This window comes from Marinomonas sp. 63XJN7_9_ISO-PGPR-S23-217, from assembly GCF_056173515.1.
Map to the genome: position 1 here is coordinate 5,270,754 of NZ_CM149678.1, position 26,837 is coordinate 5,297,590.

The window sequence follows — 26,837 nt, forward strand, 5'->3', positions numbered from 1 at the left end:
CATGTAAATCTTAGCCGCATATCTAGGTGGACAACAATTGCTCCACCTAATTGTTTGGAAAGAGTATTTTATCCGCTCTTCACTGTCGCATTAATCGAAAAACAAGCTGCTATAGGCCTTTGCCATCAAAGCAAAGGGGAAAATAGAACCGTTCTTGTCGCATAAAGAACAAATCATTCCGACTATTTGTCTAACATTACAATGTTAAACATTAAAAAAGCTAGTGTGTTCGTTTAAGCAAGTTCGACGTGTCAATTTAATTCGGGAGAATTTTATGAGTAAGAATGTGCCGGACAATGGCCGGCTGGAATACAATACCTCCTACAAAGTGGGGCAAGACAATATTCGCTTTTTAGGAATGGATATCCTTAATCCGGTCTTTAGTACCAGTGCACTGATCATCCTTGCCTTTATCATTGGAACTATCATATTCCCTGAGGAAGCAAAGTCTGTTTTGCTGGGCGCAAAGGGTTGGTCTATTGCTAACTTTGACTGGTTTTTCATGATTGCAGGCAACATTTTCGTTATATTTTGTATTGGTTTAATCCTATCCCCCCTAGGTAAAATACGCTTAGGTGGTATGGATGCAAAACCTGAACACTCCACCATTACCTGGTTTTCTATGCTATTTGCCGCAGGTATGGGGATTGGTTTGATGTTTTGGAGTGTGGCAGAGCCTGTTGGCTATTATACCGATTGGTATGGCACACCTCTAAACGTCAAGCCAGATACACCAGCCGCTGCGAAGCTCGCTCTTGGGGCAACCATGTTCCATTGGGGTCTTCACCCATGGGCCATTTACGCAGTTGTTGCTTTATCTCTTGCGTTCTTTGCCTACAATAAAGGCTTACCTCTTACCATTCGTTCTGCTTTTTATCCTCTTTTAGGCGAACGTGTCTGGGGGGGGCTTGGTCACGGCATTGATGTCCTTGCGGTAATTGCCACCATATTTGGTTTAGCCACCTCCCTAGGTTTAGGTGCACAGCAAGCCTCCAGTGGTTTGAACTTTCTCTTTAATATCCCAGATACACTAACCACCCAAATTGTTGTTATCTGTGGTGTTACCAGTGTCGCAATCTTCTCTGTGGCAAGGGGGCTTGAAGGTGGTGTGAAGCTACTCAGTAACATCAACATGTTGCTTGCTGCCGTCTTTGCCATATTCATTATCATAGTAGGTAACACTGGCGCGATCTTTGGTTCTATCGGAACTATTTTCGTCAGCTATGTAGAAAACATCATCCCACTAAGTAACTGGATTGATCGTACTGACCAAACTTTCTACCATGGCTGGACCGTGTTCTACTGGGCTTGGTGGATTTCTTGGTCTCCATTTGTTGGTATGTTTATCGCACGCGTTTCCCGTGGCCGTACTGTTCGCCAATTCTTAACCGCTGTATTGCTTGTTCCTACCGTTGTTTCCATGGTGTGGATGGCGACCTTCGGTGGTTCCGCTATTGCACAAATTGAAAATGGAGTAGGCGCTTTAGCGGGCGGTTTGACAAGTGTCTCCCTAGCCATGTTTCAGATGCTACAGAATCTACCTCTGACATCTATTACATCCTTCATTGGTATTGTTCTTGTCTTGGTTTTCTTCGTGACATCTTCCGACTCAGGATCATTGGTTATCGATGGTATTACCGCTGGCGGTAAAACCGATGCACCATTAGTACAACGTGTCTTCTGGGCAGTGTTAGAAGGTGTTATAGCGATTGCCTTGCTAGTCGGTGGTGGTAAAGATGCACTCTCTGCCATTCAAGCTGCAGCGATTACCACAGGCCTTCCTTTTACCTTGCTCCTGCTCATTATGTGTATTGGCTTGCTGAAGGGACTAAGAGGCGACCTTGTGTTGTACAAACAGGCCTAGAAAAAGTCACTATATCTAGTTCACTGAATCAATAGGAGTGGTATTAACCGCTCCTATTTTTTTGTGAATTGTTTTTCTCGCCTAAGTCTTTTAGAATACGAAGCCTCTTAGGGGAGTAATCGGCTTTGCCATTGTGCAAAGATTCTTTGTCAACATAATTGAGCCTCATGCTCATGGCAAAGAAGTTTGAACATCGTCGTTCGAATTGATGAGACTTAAGACAGTAACTTGGCTCAGGTGGGCACAGGTTGTTGTCTTTCGTTTGTCGCCCACCTAGGATTTGCATAATGGAAGCCATACTGACTTCAATATCAACCGTTGCTCTTGCTGAAATGGGCGACAAAACACAACTACTTGCCTTGTTTCTTGCCGCTCGATTTCCGTCTAAAACCGCGATCATTCTTGGTATGTTATTCTCAACCATATTCAATCACGCCCTGTCGGCATGGTTTGGAGTGGAAGTTGCCAACTGGATCCCTGGCGAGTGGGTCAATTGGGTAATAGGGTTAAGTTTTATCGCGGTGGGTCTCTGGCTATTAGTGCCTGACAAAGACGACAGTGAAGAGGGAGGCTTGCTGAAATACGGTGCTTTTGTGGCCACCTTTGCACTCTTCTTTCTCGCAGAAATTGGTGATAAAACTCAAATCGCCACTGTCATATTGGCCGCACATTATGGCTCAGTACTTCCGGTATTAATCGGCTCAACCATTGGCATGATGCTTGCGAATGTACCAGTTGTATTTGCTGGCAATTGGATTATGGAACGTATCAACCCCGTTCTAACCCGTCGATTGGCCTGCTTATTATTTATTATAATGGGCTTGCTGACCATAATATCGCCTATGCTTTAACGCTTAATCAAATAAAAAGGAGCCACTTATGGACGTCGAATTAACGGAAATAGTCGAAGCGCTTTGCCAACATGCTCCGTTTAACGAAATTGCCGATGATCCTAGCCTTAACGACATGGTCAAAGAGGTCGAGATACAGTACGTACGTACTGGGGAATGGATTATTGAAAGAGGCACCTTAAATAACACGCTCTTCTTTATTCGCAGTGGCGCGGTGGAAGTGCTCAATAAAAACGGCAAGTTAATTCGACGTATGAATGAAGGCGAGCTGTTCGGTTATGGTTCCCTACTGCGGGGTGGGAAATCATCCCAGTCTATGCGCGCCATAGAAGACAGTCTGTTTTATCGCATTCCAGCTCGCTGGTTCCTAAAACTGTATGAAGAAAGCGATACCTTCTCCGACTTTTTCGAGCTCGATAGAGAGACTCGACTGAAAGCGGCGATGAACTCCCAAACCTCCGATGTGTCCTTAATGACCTGTCCAATCAAAAGCTTACTGCGCCGGGATCCAATTGGCATTGATGTGGGTGAAAGTATACGCCAAGCTGCGCAAATGATGACGGAGCATCGCGTCTCCAGTTTATTGATCATGGAAAACGAGCAACTAGTGGGCATTGTCACTGATCGCGACTTACGCACCCGCGCCGTTGCCGAAGGGCTAGCCTACGACACACCGATCAAAGCCATCATGACCAAAAATCCAACTGTTATGGACAGTGGCGATTATGCAGCTGAAGCCGTATTAAAAATGATGGAGTTAAACATTCACCATATCCCCATCGTCAAGGACCACAAAACCATTGGCGTACTCAGTACAGGGGATATTATCCAAAAAGAAAGCCACGGCAGTATCTATTTAATCAGTGACATTTTAAAACAAACCGACGTTGACGGATTAAAAGCCATCAGTCGCAAAATGACGCATACCTTTACCCAGTTGGTCGTGGCCGACGCCAATACCCAGATGATTGGTAATGCGATGTCCCACATTGGTACGGCGTTTGTTAAACGCTTACTGCAACTGGGTGAAGAGCAGTTTGGCAAACCACCTGTCCCCTATTGCTTTATTGCCCTAGGATCCCAAGCGCGGGAAGAACAAACCATTAAGACCGACCAAGACAATGCCATCATTTTAAGTAATCGCTACGACCCGGAAAAACACGGCCAATATTTTGAGCAATTAAGCCACTGGGTCTGCCAAGGCTTGGATCAATGTGGCTACCCTCTGTGTACAGGCGATGTCATGGCATCGAATACGCTTTGGCGGCAACCATTAAGTGTCTGGAAAAACTACTTTAGTGAGTGGATTCAAGAGCCCAAAGCCGAGGCCTTATTACACTTGTCCATTTTTTTCGACCTACGTGGTATCTATGGCGACAAACTATTAGCCAATGAACTCAATAAACACATTCGTCAAGAAGCGAAGAATAATTCAGGCTTCCTGTCTTACATGGCACGTAACGCCAATCAGCGTAAACCCCCTTTAGGTTTTTTCCGTCAGTTTGTCCTCGATGGTGAAGGTAAACAATCACGTACTTTTAACCTAAAGGAGCGAGGTATTGCGCCCATTATCGACATTGTTCGAGTGCATGCCCTCGCCTGTGGCAGTGATAAACTCAATACCATTGAGCGTATTGCCGATATAGAAGCCGCCAAACTCTTGCCCGATGGACGAGCAAAAGACCTCGCCTTAGCCCTCGAAATGATCGGTATGGTGCGGATTAGTAGCCAAAAAGATCAGATCGAAAATGGCGAAGAGCCCACCAATCATGTGAACCCGGAGCGTTTATCTTCCTTTGAGAAGCGCCACTTACGGGATGCGTTTCACATTGTCTCTCGTCAACAAGAGTTCATTAAATTCCGTTATGCAGGGAAACGCAGTTAAATGCCCAAACAATTAATGCAATTCATGAAAACGAAGCCGGAGACGACCCTCCCTCAAGATTGGCAAGCCATGTTTCGGGACTGGGCAAAAGAGGCACCAGAAGGGCCCCTCAAACGTTACTATGAAGCTGGCACCATCCCCATGGATACACCCTTAAAAGACGTGCCTATGCTGGCTTTGGACCTAGAAACAACCGGTTTAGACTCGCATACTGATGAGATTATTAGTGTGGGCAGTGTGCCAATGGATCATCGTATTATTCGCTGTAATGGCTCGGGTTACTGGATGGCAAAACCAGAATGCTCACTTAATCCTGAGTCAGTGACCATTCACGAAATTACGCATACAGAATTAGAAGAAGCGCCCCCGCTTCATCATATTTTCGAAAACATACTTGAGACCCTTAGCAACAAAGTGGTGGTGGTCCATTGTGTTGCCATCGAACGACAGTTTTTGTTGGAAGCCGCTCTCAAAATATACGGTTTCCCGCTGTATTTCCCTGTCCTAGATACCATGGATATCGAGCGCCGTTATCATACAAAACTCCCCTGGTGGAAACAGATCCTGGGGAAAAAACCGTCATTACGTTTAGACGCTTGTCGCCAATATTACCATTTGCCTCGCTATAAGGCGCACCACGCATTAACGGATGCCTTATCCTCTGCGGAACTGTTACAAGCGCAGATCGCCTATCACATGGACGCAACGAACGACCCGATCTCAAAGTATTGGCTTTAGTCGCCATACGTCCTTGTTAAGACTCACTCTCGACAAGGACGCGATGAAACATAACATCTATGCGGATAACGAGCGAGCCAAGGTTTTTGGGCAACTTTCACGGATAATCAACTCCGTTTCCAACACCACATCTTTGGTTTCTCTGAGCCCCAAAAAGACTTGTGCCGCAATTCGCCCTTTCTCCACGGTTTGCTGATGCACAGTGGTAATCGAAGGATGAAAGTTCTCACTTTCGGAAATACCATCGAAGCCAACAACCTGAAGATCTTCTGGTACTCTTAAACCCATTTGCAACGCCGCCTGTACCGCCGCAATGGCAATACGATCACTCATGCATAAGAGTAGCTGAGGACGGTCCGCCATTGTCAATGCTTCGCGCGCCGCTTGATAAGCCATCTTGTGGGTATTTTGCGGAATATTCCATATGCGCTCATAAGGCACGTTTAAACCATGCTCATCGAGGGCATCAAAATATCCACGTAAACGTTGAATCGAAATCGATGCGGACACATCAAATAGCTCATCCTCTTGTGCACGACAGACACGGTTCGTATCTAATAAACTCAAACCAAGAATGGCAACACTCTTAGGACGATGAGAGAGGGCATGAACGGCAATCTCGTAAGCCCCCTTATAGTTTTCAACATTGACCGAGGTGGTGCCTGGAATAAAGCTATCCACGGTAATAATGTTTTTGTTGGGCATTAACCAAGGCGCATTACTGCATTGCTGAGGTCTATGACCATATACGACGAAGCCGTCTACCATAGACGATTGCATACGACTTTGTGCATCTTGAGGTTCGTGATCATGCACAGATAATAACAACATATTGTAGTCATTATCCTGAAACACTTCGGCCATGCCTTGCAAAAATTGATTCGCCACGGGATCTGTTAAGCTATAACTTAAATAGTCCGACAATACGATACCAACAATCCCAGTACGCCCCGTTCGTAAACTACGCGCCGCCGCATTAGGGCCAAAATACCCCATTTTCTCGCAGGCTTCGAGAATACTATCGCGAAGCTTGGCAGATAACTGATCAGGGCGATTAAAGGCATTAGAAATCGTGGCAGTCGAGACGTTTAGCGCCTTTGCCACATCCTTTAGCGTTAATTTTTTTAATTGTTTTTTCATACAACACTCTCAAGACACTGGCCTATCGTAATGCACAACCGGTTAATACCCCGGCTCTTCACCTCCTATTCGCCGTCCTTCAGATAAAAAAACGGCGCTACACAGTAAAGAGGTAAGGCACGCAAAGGTCTTATTTTATTATTGTTATTTAACATTTACCCTTTATCTTACTGAGATACCACAGCGTAATACGCTTGATACGCTGGCAAGATTAACGTATTCCCCTCTAACGAGGAAACAAAACCATGACCTTCCAGAGTCTGCTTGACTGCCACAGATAACTCACCCATCTGGGCCTGTCCCGTCATATTCAACACAACCAAGACACGTTGTCCCTCGTATTCACGAATCAGGGCAATCAAATGATCATTTTTGACATCCACCAACTCAAGCTCGCCATTGATCAACGTGGGCTGCTTTTGACGCCAATGAATCAACTGACGCACCTTATGTAACAAGGAATCTGGATCCGCTTCTTGCTCCGCCACACTTAACGGAAGATGGCGCTCTTCCACTGGTAACCAAGGCTCAACGGTCGAAAAACCACCTTGGTTAGTGTTCTCCCATACCATTGGTGTGCGGCAACCATCACGTCCTTTAAAAACAGGCCATAGAGGAATGCCATATGGGTCCTGAATGCGTTCAAAAGGGACTTCCGCTTCCGGTAAGCCAAGCTCTTCCCCTTGATACAAACACACACTCCCCCGTAGAGATAAAATCAATGCCATGGCAATTAAAGGATAAGCTTTTTGATCTTCATCTGCCCCCCAACGTGTACAAGAGCGCACCACATCGTGATTGGATAAAGCCCAACATGGCCAACCATCTCCTACAATGTTTTGCATATTGCTCAATACACCCCGAATATAATCCGGTGAATGAGGCTTATTCAACAAATCAAATGTATATGCCATATGCAGTTTATCACCGCCTGACGTATATTCGGCCATCCGTTTTAGAGGGAAGTCATCACCGATTTCCCCAACCGTTGTCGAGCCAGGAAATTCATCCATCAAGGCGCGCAAGTCTTTTAAGAAATCCAGATTTTCAGGACGGCTTAAATCATAAACATGACGCTGGTAAGTGTATGGGTTATCTTCTGGCGCCCCCATGGTTTTTGGTTCACCCGCTGGCACAGGCGGATTATCTTCCAAACCTTGACTGTGGAAATAGAAGTTAACCGTATCCAAGCGGAAACCATCGACCCCAAGCTCCAGCCAAAAACGCATGCAATCCAAATGCGCTTTACGTACCTCCGGGTTATGGAAGTTCATGTCAGGCTGAGACTCCAAAAAGTTATGCAAATAATATTGCAAACGTCGGCTGTCCCATTTCCATGCACTTCCCCCAAAAATCGATAGCCAGTTGTTTGGTGGGGAACCATCAGGCTTTGGATCGGCCCAAACATACCAATCCGCTTTTGGATTGGTTTTATCCTGGCGACTTTCCTCAAACCAAGGATGTTGGTCCGATGAATGACTGATCACCTGATCAATCATCACTTTCAGGTTTAATTCATGGGCGCGATCCACCAAAGCTTTAAAATCGGCTAGCGAGCCGAACATCGGATCTATATCGCAATAATCAGACACATCGTAGCCAAAATCTTTCATTGGCGACGTAAAAATAGGCGATAACCAAATCGCATCCACACCAAGAGATGCCACATAATCCAATTTGCTGGTGATACCAACCAAATCGCCAATACCATCGCCATTGGCATCCATAAAACTACGTGGATAAATTTGGTAAATAATGCCGCCTTTCCACCAATTCAAATTCCGAGTCATGTCCTCTCTCCGTACCATATAAAGTTGTCTGTCATGCTTCTCCCTCAGCCTCCCGTCCTAAAAACAGGTTCCGCTGAGGCAACGAGCCTAGAACTAGCCTAAACGTGCGTAGGATTGCTCTTTATCATTGAATAGATGCATTTTGTCAGGCGCAGCCGCCAAATGAATTAAATCACCACGCTGGGAAATTAAGGTACCAGGCTGCTTGGCAATAACCATTTCCTTGCACCCTTTCACTTGCAAATGCAGCAGGGTTGCCTCACCCAGCGATTCAACAAAGGCGACCTCTCCAGAAATAAAGCCTTGCTCTTTGCTATCGACCACCCTTAAATCTTCTGGTCGAATACCAAAGAAAGCCTCTTTGGTCTGCTCACTCGCTTCGGTCACAATGGGAACCTCTACGACTTCAGAAGAAGACAGAGACACACGGGTGGATTCGCCAGTTTTTTCAATACGGCATGGCACAATATTCATGGAAGGAGAACCAATAAACCTCGCGACAAACACATTGGCAGGATGTTCATACAACTCCAGTGGTGAACCAACTTGCTCAATGTTCCCACCAGATAATAAAACAATACGATCTGCCAAGGTCATCGCCTCAACCTGATCATGAGTCACATAAATCATGGTTGAGTCAGGCATATTGTCTTTCAAATTGGCAATTTCCATACGTGTCGCCACACGTAGCGCTGCATCCAAGTTCGACAAAGGTTCGTCAAACAAAAATACCTGTGGACTCCGAACAATGGCTCGACCAATCGCCACACGCTGTCTTTGCCCACCGGACAAGGCTTTTGGCAATCGATCTAAATAAGGGGTCAATTGCAACATTTCCGCAGCTTTTCGCACCTGTTTATCAATGTCCGCTTTACTTGCTTTGGCGATCTGCAAACTGAACGCCATATTATCGTAGACAGACATATGTGGATACAAAGCATAACTCTGGAAGACCATCGCAATACCACGTAGCGCAGGCGGAACATCATTCATCACCTTACCATCAATTTCTAGCGTGCCACCAGAAATATCCTCTAAACCAGAAATCATCCTTAATAAGGTGGATTTACCACAGCCAGATGGGCCAACAAAGACGATAAACTCGCCTTGTTTAATGTCCAGATTAATATCGTGAAGCACTTCAACCTTGTTGGAGTAGATCTTTTTCACATGGGTTAACTTTACATCAGCCATGAATACTTGCCTCAATTAGAATTCGAATCTTGGGTGAGGAGTACACTCAACTCACCCGCTCGCTTATTGTTATTAGGTTGTGCGTCTTGGTTATTTCACCGACCCTGCTAGCAGCCCTCGTACTAAGAAACGCTGTAGCCCAAAGAACACACATAACGGAATAATAATGGTAACGAATGCAGAGGCGGTAAGAATGCCCCAATCCCCTCCTAGAGACCCCATTAATTGCCGCAATTGAGCCGTTAACACAATGTGATCAGGACTGGTTCCAAGGAAAACCATCGCCACCAACAAGTCATTCCATACCCATAAAAACTGGAAAATGGCAAAAGACGCGAGGGCAGGAAAGGACAAAGGCAAAATAATTTTCCTAAAAATATCAAAGTCCGACGCACCATCCACCCGAGCAGATTCGATGATCTCTCGAGGCAACCCCACAATGTAATTGCGCAGCAGGTAAATCGCCAAAGGCAAACCAAAGCCCGTGTGAGCCAGCCATATCCCCACATAGGTTTTCGAACTCACCCCAAACAGATCCCCAATCCAGTTATAACTTTTTAGCAAAGGAATCAATGACATTTGCAACGGCACAACCAATAAACCGACCACACAGGCGACTAAAATAGCCCGTCCAGGAAAGCGCATCCAAGCCAAGGCATAGGCCGCAAACGCCGCGATCAAAATAGGAATCACCGTGGCAGGAATGGTAACCGTCAGAGAGTTGATAAACGATTGCCCTAACCCATCGGCCCCCAACACCTCTTTGTAATTACTTAAAGTAAAGTGTGGTGGCATTTCCGCCGTGTAGAAAATACGTTTGCCATTTCGTCCGAGCCACTTGGTCGGTGACGACAACACATAATCCCCATTGGACATGACTTGCATGGTTTGACCATTGCGAATCGATGCCACTTCACCCGCTTTATAAGCTTGTGGATGCAAAGAGCTATAGCCAAACTTTGAAATCTTGCCAGATTGCCCATGCAAAATATTGCCTTTAATAACAAAATGATCACCCTCTTGCACTTGGCTCGATGGTGGCTCAGCCCGGTCTACAACCATATGAGTAGAAGCTGATAATGCAGTCCACCAGCCAGACACTGCCAATTGATCTTTATCTCGCAATGAGGAGATAAATAATCCAGCCGTCGGGATGGTCCAAAGAATCACTAGAAACAGCACAGTGGCATGCGTCAAGTAAATCAGAGGTGAACGTTTTGATGAACGTATCATATTAATGCCCCTCCATTTCTTGATTGGCTCGACGGATGTTCCATACCATAATAGGAGTCACCAGTACCATAATCACCAGGGCAATCACGGCACCACGGCCAAAGTCACCACCCCCGCGGAACATCCAAGTGAACATTTGATTCGCAAGCACTTGCGTGTCCCATTGTCCGTTGGTCATGGTCAGAACGATATCAAACACCTTGAGTACTAAAATCGTAATGGTCGTCCAGACAACGGCGATGGTTCCCCAAATTTGTGGCACCATAATTTTAAAGAAAATTTGTATCCCGTTAGCGCCATCTAAAACGGCAGCTTCGATCGTCTCATCAGGGATACCTCGCAGGGCAGCAGACAAAATCACCATAGCAAAGCCCGTTTGTATCCAGATTAAAATTACCATTAAAAAGAAGTTGTTCCAGAATGGCATGGAAATCCAGTTTTGTGGCTCTCCACCAAAAAACACCACGATGGCATTAAGCAAACCAATTTGTGTATTGCCAGCGCTTTGATAATCGTAGATAAATTTCCAAATCACCGACGCGCCAACAAATGAAATAGCCATTGGCATAAAAATCAATGTCTTCGCAATATTTCCCCACCAAATCCGATCGGTCATCGACGCAATCACTAACCCTAAAAAGGTAGCCGATGTTGGCACAACCACGAGCCACATCATGTTGTTACGAAACGACTCTAAAAACTCGTCGTTGCCAAACAACCAAGAATAATTCGATAACCCTACAAACTCTTTGCCCGCACGACCATAGAAGGACAAAATGATCGAGTCGACAACGGGGTAAAACAGGTAAAACGTTAAAAAAACAATCGCAGGGCCCAAAAACAACCAAGGCCGAATACGAGTCGTGATTCGCAGATTCCGTGCAACAATATCAACAGCGCGGTTTTTGGTCGGAAAGAGTTTATCCAACAAAAAGTTAGAACCGTAAAAATAAAAGGCACATACTGATACGCCTATTACCATGTACACTAATGCGGAAGCGAGCTGTTCCATAAGATCTCCAACAATCACAGGAAATTCGAAGCGAGCCTTTCGACGTCATCATTAAAACGTGTCGCCTCAGAAGAGGTCGACACGCTTTATGCTAATCATCGATAGATCAGTTCTTTTTCAATGCATCCCAAGTTTTCTGTATATCATTGGCAACGTCTTTAGCGGATTCGCCATTGACGTAATTGACCATACCTGTCCAGAAAGCCCCTGCACCAATTCGGCCTGGCATCAAATCCGACGCATCAAAACGGAAAGTGGTTGCATCCAGCAAAATTTTCCCTTCACGGCGCTCGGTATTATTAGAATAGACAGCTGGATTTGCCTTCAAATCTGCCGATAAGAAGCCACCCTGAGCCATCCAGATTTCTTGGGCAATCGGTGAACGTAAGAAGTTCACGAAATCGTGTGCGCCTTTCGAATTATTAGTAATGGTGGCTAAAGTACCCGCCCCTTCAACAGGTCGACCAAGGTCTTTTTTAGAGGCAAATGGTGGGAAGTAGAAGAAGTCAGCATCCACTCCAACTTTCACGTCTTTTGGAAAAAAGGCCGTCACAAACGACGCTTGTTTTACCATGTAACATTGTGGTGGAGAGGTAAATAATCCTTTTGGACTATCTCGGAAATCAGTCGTTCCGACCGCCGAGGTACCGCCATAGACAAACTTATTATTTCGGGCAAACCAGCCAAACTCTTTAATCGCATCAACGATACGTGGATCATTAAATTTCACTTTATTGGTTATCCAACCGTCATAAACGGAAGGTGGCTGCATTCTCAATAATAAATCTTCCACCCAATCGGTTGCTGGCCAGCCTGTTGCTGCGCCGGAGCCCAAACCGATACACCAAGGCGTACCACCATCGGCAACAATTTGCTTAGTGAGTGCTTTTAGCTGTTCCATAGTTTTAGGAACCTGATAGCCTGCGTCCGCAAAATTATCGGGGGAATACCAGACCAGTGATTTCAAATCCACGCGATAGAACACGCCATAAAAATGATCCTTATGATCTGGGCCTTTGAAGGTGGCTAATTTCACCCAAGATTTACCTGCTGCGTAATCCTTTAACACCCCTTCTTTGGCTTTTTCACTAAGCGGTGTCAAATACCCCTTAGCGGCTAAGTCTGCGGCCAATCCAGGCTGGGGAAAGATGGAAACATTCGGTGCGCTGCCGCCTTGCGTATCAATCACAATCTGCTGCTCAAACGAGTCAGAGCCATCATATACAACATCCGCCCCTGTCGCCGCCTCAAAATAGGCAATAACGTTTTCGAATTTGGTTTTTTCATCCCCTGTCCAAGGGCCAAATACGGTAATTTTTTTACCCTGTAGATGTTCTGATTTCAGAGCATCGTAACTGGCCCAGTTAAAACGGGGATCTTTTCCGGGCGGAATAATGAGGTCTTGGGCGAAAACAGAATGGGCAGAGAAGGACAACGCAAGCGCTGCTGCTAAAAGCGATTTTTTCATGTGGACTCCTTACAGGCATGCTCGGACGCTTCCTAATGCAGGCCTTTGTTTTTATTATCGTAAGTCTATGCTGTATTAAAAACGATCTTCTATAAGGATTAAGAAGATATTTGATTATTCACAATAAAGAACCCAGATTCAAGCACTCTACTTGCTTAATATTGTCTTAATCACAACTTCACGCCGAGAAAAGTCCAGAGGCTTATTTTTAATAACATTTATATGAATTTAAGCTGAAAACTCACTATTTCATCAAAAAAACAATACTTTTTGTATGAAAATCAAACAAATAGAGACAACCGCCATCACTCTAATCTTGCACATTTATTGACAAATTGGCATAAAAAAACGCGGCATGCCGCGTTTTTCTAAATCGTTTAACCCAATGGTCTAAAGAGTCGTTTTTTCTTCTTTTTTAAGAGAACATTGCCAAACGAGCTTGTGCCTCTTCAAAAGAAGGTAATGAGGGATAAGCCCCCAGTTTAGTGACAGAATCTGCACCACACGCCGCCGCAAAACGGATAATATCCAATAGAGCCTCTTGGCTTAATCCCGTCAGGCTGGAACGATCTTCACATTGTTGGGACAGTTGATAAAGCAAGCCACCAACAAACGCATCACCGGCCGCCGTGGTGTCCTTTACATCCACCTTAGGAGTGATGATCTCCCCTTGTCCATAAGCTTTCGTAAAATAGCGAATGGGATTCCCCCCATCGGTCAACACAAACAGCGACACGCCAGCCGCAAGGGACTCATCAATCAATGCCAAGGGGTCTGACGCCAAGACAGCCAGCTCTTCGAGGCTGGCCTTCACCACATCACCGCTTTGCATCCAGTCAATAACACGCTGAGTGTTCACTTTATGATCTTGCCATAGATTGATGCGCAGGTTCACATCAATACTGACGATCCAATTCGCCTCTCGGGCCATACGGACACCCGCAAGCGTTGCTTGTGTAATCGCGTCTTCCGTTAACGTATTGGAGCAAGTGTGAAACACACCTTTACCGGCAAACCACGCCGCATCAAAGTTGTCTTCACGAAATAAAATATCCGCAGAAGGGTGGCGATAAAACTCAAAACTGCGCTCACCAGACTGATCCAAACTCACAAACGCCAGTGCGGTTTTAGCCTCTTTCGTCATCAACATACTACTGGTATTCACACCATAACTGTCTAAAGAGTCTTTCAAAAAATGACCAAAAGCATCGTCGCCTACTTGACCTGCAAAATGGCTATTCCCGCCTAAACGAGCGACCGCTACCGCAACATTCGCCGGAGCGCCACCTGGGTACTTGGTAAAAGATTCCAGCTCACCCGATTGGGTCGCACCGTTGGAAAGGAAATCGATAAGGGCTTCGCCAAAGGCCATTACTTTTGTTGTCATCTTATTATTCTCTCTTTAATCAGAAATGCTCTGTGTCTATTACCACCACCTGTTTGTCATGCCAATGCATCACGGGTAGCTATATTTTGCAATCAATCGCCATGATGTAACACCCCATGACCACCGCACTGGCGAGAAAGTATGACGGCGAGCCCCTATTAAATCAATTTAATTTATTTAATTATCTGTACGAAATCCGCTAATTTCGCTAATTGGTTCCCTCAGCCTTTCTTGCTAGACTGAAACATTGCTGTTTATTTTTCACTATTCTTGAGAGTCACCATGACAAACACCAAATCCATTTATGTTGTTGATGACGATGACGCCATTCGTACCTTGTTAAAAACGTACCTCGAAAAACAACAGTTTCAAGTGTTTACCGCCGAATCAGGTGAAGCCTTTCTGGCAGACTTTCATCAGCATAGCCATGTGGATCTGGTTGTACTAGATATTATGCTCCCGGGCCAAGACGGCTTTTCCGTCTGTCGATCGCTCAGAGCACTGTCCCATGTTCCCGTGATTATGCTCACTGCTAACTCAGATGAAATGGATCGCATTATCGGGCTCGAAATGGGAGCCGACGATTACCTTGCCAAACCCTTCAATCCACGGGAACTGCTAGCCCGCATCAAAGCCATTTTGCGGCGCATGGAACACGTTGACGTCATGGAACAAGAGAACGTTGCCCAGCGCTACTACCATTTCGCATCCTTTACTTTAGATACCCTTTCCAGAGAGTTGTCTTTTCAGGGCGAAAAGGAATCCTTATCTGGAGCGGATTACAATTTGCTAATGCTCTTTTTAGCCCACCCTGGTGAAGTACTGACCCGCGAACAAATCGCCGAAAATACCCGAGGCCGAGAAAGCGCCCCATTGGATCGTTTTATCGATGTACATGTTAGCCGTTTGCGCCAACGCTTAAGAGAAGACGCTCGTCACCCGCAATTAATCAAAACCGTGCGAGGTCAGGGTTACATTCTGACCGCAAACGTCCTCAGCACAGACAGTGAGTCCAGTACTCTTTCCAGCATGGCCTTATCGGATGCTAATGATTAAAGCTCGCCTGAAACGCTGGTCCCAATCACTCACGGGGCAAATCTTAATCATCATGGCATTAGGGGTCGCCAGCGCCCAGTTTATTAGCTCAACCATTTGGCTAAAACAGGTAGAGTCAGATACCCAAAAGAACATAACGGAAGTGGCCAAACACATGGCCTTTCGTATTGCCGCCACCGTCAGTTACTTTACCTCGTTACCACAGGCTTATCGCCATATCGTGATCGATCAATTGCAATCCATGGGGGGCACACGTTTTTTTGTTACCCTCAATCATGAAGAAATCCGCATTAACGCGTTACCCGACACCACCTTAAAAGACATTGTCAAAAACCAAATACAAGAAACCCTTATTAATCAACTGGGCATTCGCAATGCCAAGATTGCCTTTTCCAGTCCAACGGACCTGCATGTTATTAACAATCACACCCTATTAACCGATTTGCCCGATCATTGGGGAGCCCACAGTTTATTAATAAAACCACTGACGCCACCGATCATTGTCATCCAAATTCCGATCAACAAAGGGAAAAACTGGCTTTATCTCGCCACGCTCATGCCTGCGCCCTACTTTTTAGAAGGCGGCTCAGCCCTCAGCCCTGAACGACTATTTTCCATGGCCATTTCCGTGATCACCGTCCTCATCTTAAGCTTATTAATTCTCAGACGATTGACACGCCCATTAGCCATACTGGCGCGAGCGGCAGAGCGCTTTGGGCAAGGGGACGCCAAACCGATAGACGAAGTGGGCAGTATCGAAGTGCGTAACACTGCCCATGCCTTCAACGACATGCAAGCACGCATTCAGCGTTATTTAAATGATAGGGAGCGCTTATTTGCCTCCATTTCTCACGATTTAAAAACCCCTATTACACGTTTACGTTTACGGGCAGAAATGCTGGACGAAGACGACACCCGTGACGCCATGATCCGTGATCTTGAAGATTTAGACATGCTGGTCAAGGGCGCCTTACAGAGCGTGAAAGAAACCGATATTCACGAAAACCGCGTAGAAATCAACATTCTCAGAATACTGAGGGACATACAAAGCTCAGTCAACAGCAGAGAAACCAAGGTCACCATCAGCGGCGAACTGGCATCACCTTATATAGGAAAGCCATTGGCCATCAAGCGCTGTTTAGGAAATCTGATCGATAATGCGTTGTACTATGGCAAGGTGGCGCAGATTATCCTTGAAGACAGCGAGGAAGGTTTAACCATTCGTATTTGCGACCAAGGTCCAGGCATCCCTATTGAAAAAATTGATAAAGTCTTTCAACCCTATACACGCCTTACCTCTGATGCTAATAGCCACCCTGGCGGCATGGGATTAGGCTTAAGCATTGCTCGCAATATTGCCCGCGCTCACGGTGGCGAGGTAACATTAAGTAATAGAGAGACAAAGGGGTTGGAAGCCATCGTTTGGCTGCCGAGGCACTAAAAAAACAGACGATTCAATTCTTGAGCACACATAGGCCGATGCAAGAAAAAGCCTTGACCGATTGTACAGCCATAGCCCACAAGCGCATCCAATTGCTCTTGAGTCTCAATCCCTTCGGCGATCACCTCTAGTGATAACCCCTTAGACAGAAAAATAATCGCTTGTGTAATGGTGGGATCCGACAAATCCTTTCCATGACCACCAGAAACAAACCCTCGATCAATTTTAATACTATTAATGGGCATGGCCTTTAGATAGCGCATTGAAGAATAACCCGTACCAAAATCGTCAATAGAAATGCGAATCCCCGCTTGACGAATGTCTTCTAGCAAACTCATATTGACCGCACTGATGTCAATAAATGCGTCTTCGGTAAGCTCTATTTCCAGCATGTCCGGTGGTAAGTTGTAGCGTTTCACCGCATCCAAAAGATAGCTTTTAAAACTCGGCGACTTAAGCTGTCTTGGGGAGACATTCAGCGCAATCACGGGGCAAGCATCATGACTCAACCACAAATGCAATTGCTGACAAACGTGATCAATCACCCACTCTCCAAGGGGTACAATCAACCCCATTTTATTGGCGGCGGGAATGAACTCATTTGGCATGCGTATGGAGCCATCCGCTTGCGGCCAACGAATCAAAGCCTCAACCCCCAATAACTTGCCCGTCCTAAGGTCTAATTGGGGTTGATAGTACAGTTCAAATTCATTGTTTTGAATGCCTAACCGAATCTCCTTTTCCAGAGTAATCGCCTGTTTTAATTTCAGCTGCAGCTCGTCAGTGTAAAAAGCGTATCGCTCGAAAGGATTTTTTTTACATTCATACAAGGCCATATCGGCTTTTTGCATCAGCGTGGTACCATCCGAGCCGTGTTTTGGATACATGGCAACACCCACACTGGCCGACACATCCAAACTGACCGTGCCTAACATCGCCGGTTGCATCACCTCACTCAACACTTTTTCCACGGCGATTATAACACTGTCATCATCCTGTATATTTTCGAGTAACAGCGTAAATTCGTCACCACCAATACGCGCTACAACATCATTGTTGTGCACCACACTTAATAATCGATAGCCCACCAGCGTCAGGAGCAAGTCACCAATATGATGACCAAGGGTATTATTCACCTCATTAAAACGATCCAAATCGATGAAAATCACCGCAAACTGACTCTTATTTCTTTCTGCTTTAGCAATCACCAGTTTAATATGCTCTTCAAACAGAATCCGGCTCCCCAGCCCAGTTAAGGGATCCCGCTTAAGCATCTCTGCAATCTGTCGCTCTACTTGCTTACGTTCTAAGGCATGACGAATGCTTCGTTCTAGTAAACCTGCGCTGATTTCGTCTTTAGGTATGAAGTCCGCTGCTCCCTGCTGCATCAGGGCATCATCCAACTCAATTTTCGAATGCCCCGTCATCACAATCACCGGAGTGTCTAGGCCAACTTTTTTGGTGTGCTTCAATAAATCGATGCCAGTATGTCCGCCTAAAAAATAATCTAATAAAACAAGGTCATACTGTTGAGTGAATAATAAATCAATGGCTTCATCAAACCGCTGAGTATGAGTAATCTCATAGGAAGACCGTTGGCTTTTATTTAAGCACTCTTTTAACAAAATAAAATCTTGCGGGTCGTCTTCAATTACCAATAACTTCAAGACTTGTCGTTTCATGAGATTATTCCCCGATTTGAAGCCATCAATGTTTTTTAAACAACCAAAAGTGATATATAGAATTCATAATTTTCTCTAGCTCTTTTATATTATCTGGCTTATAAATATATGAATTCGCACCCATTTCATAACTTTTCTTAACATCTTCATGGGCATCTGATGTCGAAAAAATCACCACAGGCAACTGGCTAAAGGACTGAGTCTTCCTAAGTTTTGACAAACACAAACGCCCATCCATTTTGGGCATATTCAGATCAAGTAGCACCAAATAATTCGTCTGCTCATCAACCGATTCATGATGAGAATACGGTGTTTGGGACACTATAAAGTCTAGCAACAATTCGCCACTTGGAAAGGATAAAAACGAAACGGGTAAACCGATACGTTTTAATGCGGTTTTCACTAAAACAACGTCTTCTGGGTCATCATCGACCATAATAATGCAATCATTCATTGAGTTGCTCTTCCTGCCTTATTAAAGGCAATTCAATATAAAAAGTACTTCCTTCACCTTTTACTGAATCTGCCCAAATCCGCCCCTGATGACGGATAATAATTTTACGACAGATGGCCAAGCCCATCCCGGTGCCTGGATATTGATCTCGCCCATGCAAACGCTTAAAAACTTCGAATATCTGCTCTGCATATTCACTTTCAAAACCAATGCCATTGTCTTGAATCGTCAAAAGATACTTACTTTCTTGCTGCTCCCCGCTAATCACAATCTTAGGCGCCTGATCCGTTTGACGATATTTAATGGCATTCCCTATCAGATTTTGCATCACTTGACGCATCTGACTGGCATCCACTTCGATACTCATCAAAGGCAACACCGTGATCTCAGCTTGATTTTCTTCCACGGTCAATTGCAAATCCGCACAGACATCCTCAATCAAAGCGTTTAAATCTGTCTTCTCGAAAGAGTTCGCCATTGACGTCACTCGGCTATAAGATAACAAACTGTCCAATAAGGTTCGCATGCGTTCCGCCGCATCCACTACGTATCCAGAATATTCTTTTCCCTCTGCTGTGAACGTACCGTAATCTTCCCCTTGTAATAATCGAGAAAACGCAATGATTTTACGCAACGGTTCCCGTAAATCATGGGAAGCAATAAAAGCAAATTCTTGTAATTCTCGGTTCGAGTTTTCGAGTTCATTATTACGGCTTTCGATAAAACGCTGATATTTTTTGCGTTCACTAATATCCACAATCGTTGCCACAATTTCTTGGTCAAAACTGCCTTCAATCGGGTTTAAACCAATTTCCACAGGCACTTTATGACCATCCAAACAAACACCATAAAGATCCTTACGATCCCCCATCATTCTCTTGGTAGGGGCTTTCACATAATTATTTCGATCCCCATAATGTTGAGGACGATGCTCTTTTGGAACCAGCTCTTCCACTGATAAACCCACCATGCCCCCCTCAGGGTAACGAAAAATACTTTCTGCTAAGGTATTGGCTTGAGCGATGGAGCCATCCTTACGCACCACCAACATGCCATTAGGCGCCGACTCAAAAATACTCTGCATGCGTTGGCGCATTCGATTAGCGGCTTCAATTTCCTGTTCCAGCTCTTTTTGAGTCGCTTCTAATTCTGGTGTGGGCTGGTCGCCTTGCGGCTCAAAATCGGCTTTATCTGGGCTACCAAAAAAGACCGAACTCAACACTGAGCGGTAAAAATACAATGCCGCCAAACCCGCGATGACAAACACACAGTTCAACACTAGATAAACCGTCATTGAGATGGAATCAGAAACAACAGCGCCAAGAAAAGAAAGACACGCTTGAGCGAATAAACAAACAGACAACGCCAAACAACTCAACCGAGCTGTTGTCGCTTGTTGTTTCGCGATGCAAAAGAAACAAAATGAAGCAAACACGCAAAAAAGACACAAAATAACCCCACTAAACAATTGCATGTGAGGCCACCAAAGGGGAGAAGCATGCTCCATCCTATATAACGTCTGTTCCATATAACAATCCATACTCCAAAAGACAGCCAATATCCACCATAGAGCAGCCTCTAAGAGACTCGTCGTACCAATCCTCTACTCCTTTCCTTTTTCAGTATAGTCAGGCGCGAGAAAAATACAGTACGACAGACCTTCCGTTCAACAATCGGACAATCTCCGAAGCTCATCGTGGCGAAAGGACAGACGATTCCAAAAACACTTATCCTTTCTAACATATAAATCTTTGCCAACAAAGTGCACACAATGGACAAAAGAAAATCATCTTATGCAAGACTTTGTTACATTAGGTTGCTCTATTTTACCACTTAGCTTGTCAAGCTTTGCTAAATTGCAACTCGAGTTAGTATAGAAACGATCCGTCTGACATCTCTGTACTCTCAACGACATATAATAAAGACAACTTACCGAGCAAACTGTTCGGGCACCATAACAATAACAAAGGTTAATTATCATGAAGAAAATTGCTTTAGGCCTAACCGCAGTTGCACTTTCTCTTGCTGCTACCACCAGCCAAGCTGGTCAAGTAGAAGTACTACATTGGTGGACATCCGGTGGCGAAGCAGCCGCTATCGATGTATTGAAACAAGAGATGAAAGAGCAAGGCGATACATGGAAAGACTTTGCCGTAGCGGGCGGTGGCGGTGAATCGGCCATGACGGTGTTAAAATCTCGCGCTATTGCTGGTAACCCACCTTCTGCCGCACAGATCAAAGGCCCCACTATTCAAGAATGGGGTGATCTAGGCTTCCTAGAAAACATCGATGACGTGGCTAAAGCCGGTCATTGGGATCAACTTCTGCCACCTGTCGTCAGTAAAATCATGAAATACGACGGTCATTATGTTGCCGTACCGGTTAACGTTCACCGTGTTAACTGGCTTTGGGCCAACCCTGAAGTCTTCCGCAAAGCGGGTGCCTCCATCCCGACAACATGGGATCAATTCTTCGTTGCTGCCGACAAAATCAAAAAAGCAGGCTACATTCCACTGGCTCATGGTGGCCAAGCATGGCAAGACGCCACACTATTTGAAGCCATTGCCCTATCAGAAGGCACCGACTTCTATAAAGCGGCGTTCGTCGATCTAAAAGACAACGCATTAAAAGGCCCCAAAATGGTTGATGCCTTAACGAAATTCAAAAAAATGCGTCAATATGTGGATCCTGGCTTCTCCGGTCGTGACTGGAACGTCGCCACTTCTATGGTCATTAATGGCAAAGCGGCCATGCAAATCATGGGAGACTGGGCGAAAGGTGAATTCACCGCTGCTGGCAAACGACCAGGCATCGATTACGTTTGTATTCCAGCACCAGGCACAAGTGGTCAATTTACCTTTAACATCGACTCACTCGCCATGTTTAAAGTCAGTGGTAAAGACACTCAAAAAGCACAACGTGACTTGGCTCGTTTGGTTATGGAACCAAAATTCCAAGAAGTCTTTAACTTGAAAAAAGGCTCTATTCCGGTTCGTTTAGGCATGCCTCGTGACAAGTTTGATGCTTGTGCTGATTCCTCTATGGACGCTTTCAACGCGGCCTCAGCAACAGGTGATCTCGTCCCAAGTATGGCCCACGGCATGGCAGTGAACTCCATGATCCAAGGCGCGATGTTTGATGTCATCACCAACTTCTTCAACAGCGATTCAATGACACCAAAACAAGCGGCAGACAAGCTAGCACGCTCGGTTAAAGCTGCCAGCATGTAATTGACTGCTCGTGAGGCTAACCCCCTAGGTTAGCCTCTTTGTTTCTTCCTTTGTCGTGACGTATTAATTATGAATACTAACACTCCCCACTCTGGGTCTAAGTCAGCTCGCCCTTCAGGCTTCAGTCTTACCGACTGGATGCCGAAAATCGTACTGGCCCCCACCATGGTCATCGCCATTGTCTGCATCTATGGCTACATGATCTGGACGGCCGTGCTCTCTTTTACCAACTCTCGTATGTTGCCGTCTTATAAATTTGTCGGCTGGGAACAATACGAGCGTCTGTTTAACAATGACCGCTGGATGGTCGCCCTCACTAACCTAGGCATATTCGGCAGCTTATTTATTCTGATCTGTTTGTTTTTAGGCGTGATGCTAGCCATTTTCCTCGATCAGAAAATTCGCGCTGAAGGCGTGATCCGTACCATTTATCTTTACCCTATGGCGATCTCCTTTATCGTCACAGGTACCGCTTGGAAATGGCTATTAAACCCAACCAACGGTATCCAAAAGCTGATGATCGACATGGGCTTTGTCAATTTTAAATTCGACTGGCTGATCAACCCTCATATGGTGGTTTACTGTTTGGTCATCGCCGCTGTCTGGCAAGCCTCTGGCTTTGTAATGGCGTTATTTTTAGCCGGGCTTCGTGGCGTCGACGGCGACCTCATCAAAGCCGCTCACCTAGATGGCGCCAGCACCTTTACCACCTATCGCCGTATTATTTTACCGTCGCTTAAACCAGTATTTTTCAGCGCCCTAGTCATCCTTGCGCACATCGCAATCAAGAGTTTCGACCTAGTACAAGCGTTAACTAATGGTGGGCCTGGCTATGCATCCGACTTGCCGGCAAACTTTATGTACACCTATACCTTCTCGCGTAGCCAAATTGGTATGGGCTCTGCCTCTGCCATGGTCATGCTAGGGTGTATTTTGGCGATTCTCGTTCCTTATTTGTACTCTGAATTACGAGGTGAGCGCAGTGAAAAATAATGTCGTTGGTCGTAAGACGTCTGGCGTAGATAAAGCCCTACGCATTGCCTTGTACGCAACATTAATTCTCGTGGCAGGCTTCTATTTGATGCCACTGGTCGTCATGTTGATTACCTCCATGAAAGACGCTGAAGAAGTACGTAATGGCACCCTATTGTCTTTACCCAGTTACATCCACTTCGATTCTTGGGAAAAAGCCTGGTCAAGTGCCTGTACAGGCAGTAGCTGTCATGGGATTTCACCCTACTTCATAAACTCCTTTAAAATCGTTATCCCCGCTGTAGCTATATCGACGATTCTTGGTGCCATCAACGGCTACGTCATCTCATTATGGCGCTTCCGTGGTAGCAACTTATTTTTCGCAGCTTTGTTACTAGGGTGTTTTATCCCTTTCCAAGTAGTGCTCTTACCAATGGCGCGTACATTAGGTTGGCTAGGCATCGCTAGCTCCACCACGGGATTGGTGTTTGTTCACGTGGTGTACGGTGTGGCCTTCACAACACTGTTCTTCCGTAACTTCTACCAATCGATTCCAGGGGAATTGATCAAAGCGGCACGTTTGGATGGTGCCGGCTTCTTCACTATTTTCTATCGTATTATTTTACCGGTTTCCACACCCATTATCGTTGTCACCGTGATTTGGCAATTTACCCAAATCTGGAACGACTTCTTATTCGGTGTGGCCTTCTCTGGCTTTGAATCACAGCCTGTGACAGTTGCCTTGAATAATTTAGTTAATACCAGCTTTGGTGGTAAGGAATACAACGTGGACATGGCCGCTGCCGTCATCGCCGCTTTACCAACGCTTATCGTGTATGTATTTGCAGGAAAATACTTCGTCCGCGGTCTGACTGCGGGGGCGGTCAAAGGTTAAGAACGACGCTCGCACTTATTCATTCTTTCACCATGCGAGCGATTCACAGAGAATTTGGAGCAACAAGATGGCAAACCTAACCATAGACAACGTAAAAAAGAGCTACGGCAAAACAGAAATTTTAAAAGGCATTAACATTGCCATTGAAGCGGGCGAGTTTTTGATTCTCGTCGGCCCTTCTGGGTGCGGTAAATCCACCCTGATGAATTCCATCGCTGGGCTGGAAGATGTGACCGAAGGTCGTATTCTCATCGCGGACAAAGACGTCACCTACACCAGCCCAAAAGATCGCGACATCGCCATGGTGTTTCAATCTTATGCGCTGTACCCCAACATGACGGTGGCACAAAACATCTCTTTTGGCTTAGAAATGCGCAAAGTGCCAAAAGAAGAACGCGATGTGGAAATTCAACGGGTAGCAGAGCTGTTACAGATCAGCCATTTATTGGATCGTAAACCCGCGCAACTGTCCGGTGGTCAGCGTCAGCGTGTGGCCATGGGCCGAGCCTTGGCCCGTCGTCCACAGCTGTATCTATTTGATGAGCCGTTATCGAACCTAGACGCCAAATTGCGTGTGGAAATGCGTACCGAAATCAAAAAGCTACACAAGAAACTTGGCACCACCATCGTCTACGTGACCCATGATCAGATCGAAGCCATGACTCTGGCCGACCGCATTGCAGTAATGAAAGATGGCGAAGTGCAGCAATTGGGTACACCGCAGGAAATCTACGATAATCCAGCAAACTTATTTGTTGCGGGCTTTATGGGCTCCCCTGCAATGAACTTTATACCGTCGAAAATCGTCGAGCAGAACGGTGTACCGATGCTAGAGCTGAATGCCAGTGAAACAACAGCCTTGCCTTTCCCTAACCCAGACTCATTAAAAGCTTATGTCGGCGAGACAGTGTTACTTGGTTTACGCCCTGAAATGATCACCGAACCCCAGCCCCACAAAGAAGGCCAAGCATTCGTCGTCACAACGGGCATAGAAGTGGAAGTCACTGAGCCAATGGGCGCCGACACCATGATCCTCACGCGCATCAACGACGCCGAGATCAACTGTCGCTCGAACCCTGCCTACCCAGCCAAACCTGGGGATGTCATCAACATGATGTTCGATACCTCTAAAGCTGTGGTATTCGACGCGAAGTCAGGCAAGCGCTTAGACGTTTAACCTCCCTATCAGGGACTCCCTTCATTGTATTTTGCCAACCTTCGGGTTGGCTTTTTTATGGTGTGACGGTGCATTGACAAGACTGTTCATTTACAAGAGAAAGAGGCAAACTTTTCACACAAACTCTCGAACTTATCGCCGATATAAGCTACCTTTCTGGCAAACGAAAACTCAAAGGAATGGCTAAATGAAATGGTATCGTCGATCTCTTAATTATCTCCTAGTCAGCCTACTCACCCTCGTCATGGTGGGTTGTGCAAGCCTTGCACCTACCCCACCTGCGAAACCCGATTGGCAACCGGGCAAAATCTATCATCTGACCATTTTACACACCAACGACCACCACGGTCGCTTCTGGCAGAATGAGCAAGGCGAATATGGCCTAGCCGCTCGTAAAACCCTTATCGATAATATTCGCGAAGAAGTCGCGCTAAACGATGGCTACACCATGCTGCTATCCGGCGGCGACATTAATACAGGCGTTCCAGAGTCCGATTTACAAGACGCCGAGCCAGATTTTCTCGGTATGCGCATGCTTCACTACGATGCCATGGCCCTAGGGAATCATGAATTCGACAATCCCCGAGCGGTACTGGAGCAACAGCAAAAATGGGCAGGATTTCCCTTCCTCTCCGCCAACATCATCGATAAAAAAACGGGCAAACCACTGTTTCAGGCCTATAAAATTTTCAAAGAAGGGGACCTAAAAATTGCTGTCGTCGGATTCACCACAGACGATACTGCCAAGCTTGGTAACCCAGAATATCTCAAAGGCTTGGAGATCAAATCCCCCATTGAGGTGGCCAAAACCCTGATCCCAAAACTGCGTAAGCAGGCGGATATTATTATCGCCATCACCCACATGGGCCATTATAAAAATGGCAACCATGGCGGCAATGCACCTGGCGACGTGTCCTTAGCTCGGGCGGTACCCGGTATTGACGTGATTGTCGGCGGTCATTCTCAAACCCCTTTATTCAAACCCGACGTGCAAAATGGCACCTTGATTCTACAAGCTCACGAGTGGGGTAAATACGTGGGGCGCCTTGATCTGACCTATGAAAACGGCAAAATTACGCATTATTCCTATAAGCTCATCCCAGTGAACTTAAAGAAAAATACGTCAGACCAACACAGCAAAGACCGATTGATTGAGGATGACATTCCACAAGACCCGGACATGATCAACTTATTGACCCCTTATCAAGAAAAGGGCGAACAAGCGCTCAATACCCAAATCGGCAAGGCAACAGGCGACTTTATCGGGGATCGACACCAAATTCGTCATGAAGAAACCAACTTAGGTAATTTAATTGCCCGCACGATGAAAGAAGCCGCTCACGCTGACCTCGCAGTAATGAACTAAGG

Annotated in this window: 21 protein-coding genes and 1 riboswitch; of the genes, 11 read left to right on the forward strand and 10 right to left on the reverse strand. The window is 45.8% G+C overall.

The annotated features are described in order from the left end of the window. The first annotated feature begins 274 nt into the window (after positions 1-274). The 4 genes from AC0VYI_RS24550 to AC0VYI_RS24565 all read left to right on the forward strand — a co-directional run bounded on the left by AC0VYI_RS24550 (position 275) and on the right by AC0VYI_RS24565 (position 5,338). Positions 275-1,864: a BCCT family transporter gene (locus tag AC0VYI_RS24550; RefSeq protein WP_475430173.1), complete on the forward strand. Its 1,590-nt coding sequence runs from the start codon at positions 275-277 to the stop codon at positions 1,862-1,864. 98 nt (positions 1,865-1,962) lie between these two features. Then, positions 1,963-2,146, forward strand: a riboswitch (yybP-ykoY riboswitch). A gap of 5 nt (positions 2,147-2,151) precedes the next feature. Then, positions 2,152-2,715 (forward strand): TMEM165/GDT1 family protein, encoded by a 564-nt coding sequence (locus AC0VYI_RS24555; RefSeq protein WP_199477717.1) that lies wholly within the window; start codon positions 2,152-2,154, stop codon positions 2,713-2,715. Positions 2,716-2,743: 28 nt separating this feature from the next. Continuing rightward, positions 2,744-4,600, forward strand: a complete 1,857-nt coding sequence (locus AC0VYI_RS24560) for a DUF294 nucleotidyltransferase-like domain-containing protein (RefSeq protein WP_475446205.1) — start codon at positions 2,744-2,746, stop codon at positions 4,598-4,600. Continuing rightward, positions 4,601-5,338: a 3'-5' exonuclease gene (locus AC0VYI_RS24565; RefSeq protein WP_233407898.1), complete on the forward strand. Its 738-nt coding sequence runs from the start codon at positions 4,601-4,603 to the stop codon at positions 5,336-5,338. A gap of 57 nt (positions 5,339-5,395) precedes the next feature. Here the strand turns inward: AC0VYI_RS24565 and AC0VYI_RS24570 are convergent, their stop codons facing one another. The 7 genes from AC0VYI_RS24570 to AC0VYI_RS24600 all read right to left on the reverse strand — a co-directional run bounded on the left by AC0VYI_RS24570 (position 5,396) and on the right by AC0VYI_RS24600 (position 14,562). After that, a complete protein-coding gene (locus AC0VYI_RS24570; protein ID WP_199477715.1) occupies positions 5,396-6,478 on the reverse strand; it encodes a LacI family DNA-binding transcriptional regulator in 1,083 nt (360 codons plus the stop codon). 167 nt (positions 6,479-6,645) lie between these two features. Beyond that, complete coding sequence (locus tag AC0VYI_RS24575; protein ID WP_475446207.1) at positions 6,646-8,268, reverse strand: alpha-glucosidase family protein; 1,623 nt, start codon at positions 8,266-8,268, stop codon at positions 6,646-6,648. A 93-nt stretch (positions 8,269-8,361) separates the two neighbouring features. Beyond that, complete coding sequence (locus AC0VYI_RS24580) at positions 8,362-9,462, reverse strand: ABC transporter ATP-binding protein (protein ID WP_199477713.1); 1,101 nt, start codon at positions 9,460-9,462, stop codon at positions 8,362-8,364. Positions 9,463-9,552: 90 nt separating this feature from the next. Next, on the reverse strand, positions 9,553-10,695 hold the full coding sequence (locus AC0VYI_RS24585; RefSeq protein ID WP_475446209.1) for a carbohydrate ABC transporter permease: 1,143 nt from the start codon (positions 10,693-10,695) through the stop codon (positions 9,553-9,555). A gap of 1 nt (position 10,696) precedes the next feature. Continuing rightward, entirely contained in the window at positions 10,697-11,707 is a 1,011-nt protein-coding gene (locus AC0VYI_RS24590; RefSeq protein WP_199477711.1) for a carbohydrate ABC transporter permease, read from the reverse strand. Positions 11,708-11,813: 106 nt separating this feature from the next. After that, positions 11,814-13,175 carry an ABC transporter substrate-binding protein gene (locus AC0VYI_RS24595; protein ID WP_199477710.1) on the reverse strand — a complete coding sequence of 454 codons (1,362 nt, stop codon included), beginning with the start codon at positions 13,173-13,175 and terminating at the stop codon, positions 11,814-11,816. Between the two features lie 415 nt (positions 13,176-13,590). Further along, complete coding sequence (locus AC0VYI_RS24600) at positions 13,591-14,562, reverse strand: carbohydrate kinase family protein (RefSeq protein WP_475446211.1); 972 nt, start codon at positions 14,560-14,562, stop codon at positions 13,591-13,593. Positions 14,563-14,844: 282 nt separating this feature from the next. Between AC0VYI_RS24600 and AC0VYI_RS24605 the strand changes: the two genes are divergently transcribed. Together AC0VYI_RS24605 and AC0VYI_RS24610 are read left to right on the forward strand one after the other, a co-directional pair. Next, on the forward strand, positions 14,845-15,618 hold the full coding sequence (locus tag AC0VYI_RS24605) for a response regulator (RefSeq protein WP_199477708.1): 774 nt from the start codon (positions 14,845-14,847) through the stop codon (positions 15,616-15,618). After that, a complete protein-coding gene (locus tag AC0VYI_RS24610; protein WP_475446213.1) occupies positions 15,611-17,059 on the forward strand; it encodes an ATP-binding protein in 1,449 nt (482 codons plus the stop codon). The genes AC0VYI_RS24605 and AC0VYI_RS24610 overlap by 8 nt, the downstream gene beginning before the upstream one ends. Here the strand turns inward: AC0VYI_RS24610 and AC0VYI_RS24615 are convergent. The 3 genes from AC0VYI_RS24615 to AC0VYI_RS24625 are packed head-to-tail and all read right to left on the reverse strand — an operon-like array spanning position 17,056 to position 20,669. After that, the gene (locus AC0VYI_RS24615) at positions 17,056-18,741 is read right to left on the reverse strand and encodes a putative bifunctional diguanylate cyclase/phosphodiesterase (RefSeq protein ID WP_475446215.1); all 1,686 of its coding nucleotides are present in this window, start codon (positions 18,739-18,741) and stop codon (positions 17,056-17,058) included. The two genes, AC0VYI_RS24610 and AC0VYI_RS24615, sit on opposite strands and share 4 nt — an antisense overlap. 25 nt (positions 18,742-18,766) lie before the next feature. Further along, entirely contained in the window at positions 18,767-19,195 is a 429-nt protein-coding gene (locus AC0VYI_RS24620; RefSeq protein WP_475446217.1) for a response regulator, read from the reverse strand. Then, on the reverse strand, positions 19,188-20,669 hold the full coding sequence (locus tag AC0VYI_RS24625) for a sensor histidine kinase (RefSeq protein WP_475446219.1): 1,482 nt from the start codon (positions 20,667-20,669) through the stop codon (positions 19,188-19,190). The genes AC0VYI_RS24620 and AC0VYI_RS24625 overlap by 8 nt, the downstream gene beginning before the upstream one ends. Positions 20,670-21,174: 505 nt before the next feature. Here AC0VYI_RS24625 and AC0VYI_RS24630 point away from each other — a divergent pair. The 5 genes from AC0VYI_RS24630 to AC0VYI_RS24650 all read left to right on the forward strand — a co-directional run bounded on the left by AC0VYI_RS24630 (position 21,175) and on the right by AC0VYI_RS24650 (position 26,835). Continuing rightward, positions 21,175-22,425: an ABC transporter substrate-binding protein gene (locus AC0VYI_RS24630; RefSeq protein ID WP_475446221.1), complete on the forward strand. Its 1,251-nt coding sequence runs from the start codon at positions 21,175-21,177 to the stop codon at positions 22,423-22,425. Positions 22,426-22,494: 69 nt separating this feature from the next. Beyond that, positions 22,495-23,418 carry a carbohydrate ABC transporter permease gene (locus AC0VYI_RS24635; RefSeq protein WP_199477702.1) on the forward strand — a complete coding sequence of 308 codons (924 nt, stop codon included), beginning with the start codon at positions 22,495-22,497 and terminating at the stop codon, positions 23,416-23,418. Continuing rightward, a complete protein-coding gene (locus tag AC0VYI_RS24640; protein WP_475446223.1) occupies positions 23,408-24,292 on the forward strand; it encodes a carbohydrate ABC transporter permease in 885 nt (294 codons plus the stop codon). Before AC0VYI_RS24635 ends, AC0VYI_RS24640 begins: the two co-directional genes overlap by 11 nt. Before the next feature lie 67 nt (positions 24,293-24,359). Then, the gene (locus AC0VYI_RS24645) at positions 24,360-25,469 is read left to right on the forward strand and encodes an ABC transporter ATP-binding protein (RefSeq protein WP_475446225.1); all 1,110 of its coding nucleotides are present in this window, start codon (positions 24,360-24,362) and stop codon (positions 25,467-25,469) included. A gap of 187 nt (positions 25,470-25,656) precedes the next feature. Further along, positions 25,657-26,835, forward strand: coding sequence for a metallophosphoesterase (locus tag AC0VYI_RS24650; protein ID WP_475446227.1), 1,179 nt, complete (start codon positions 25,657-25,659; stop codon positions 26,833-26,835). The last annotated feature ends 2 nt before the right edge of the window (positions 26,836-26,837 follow it).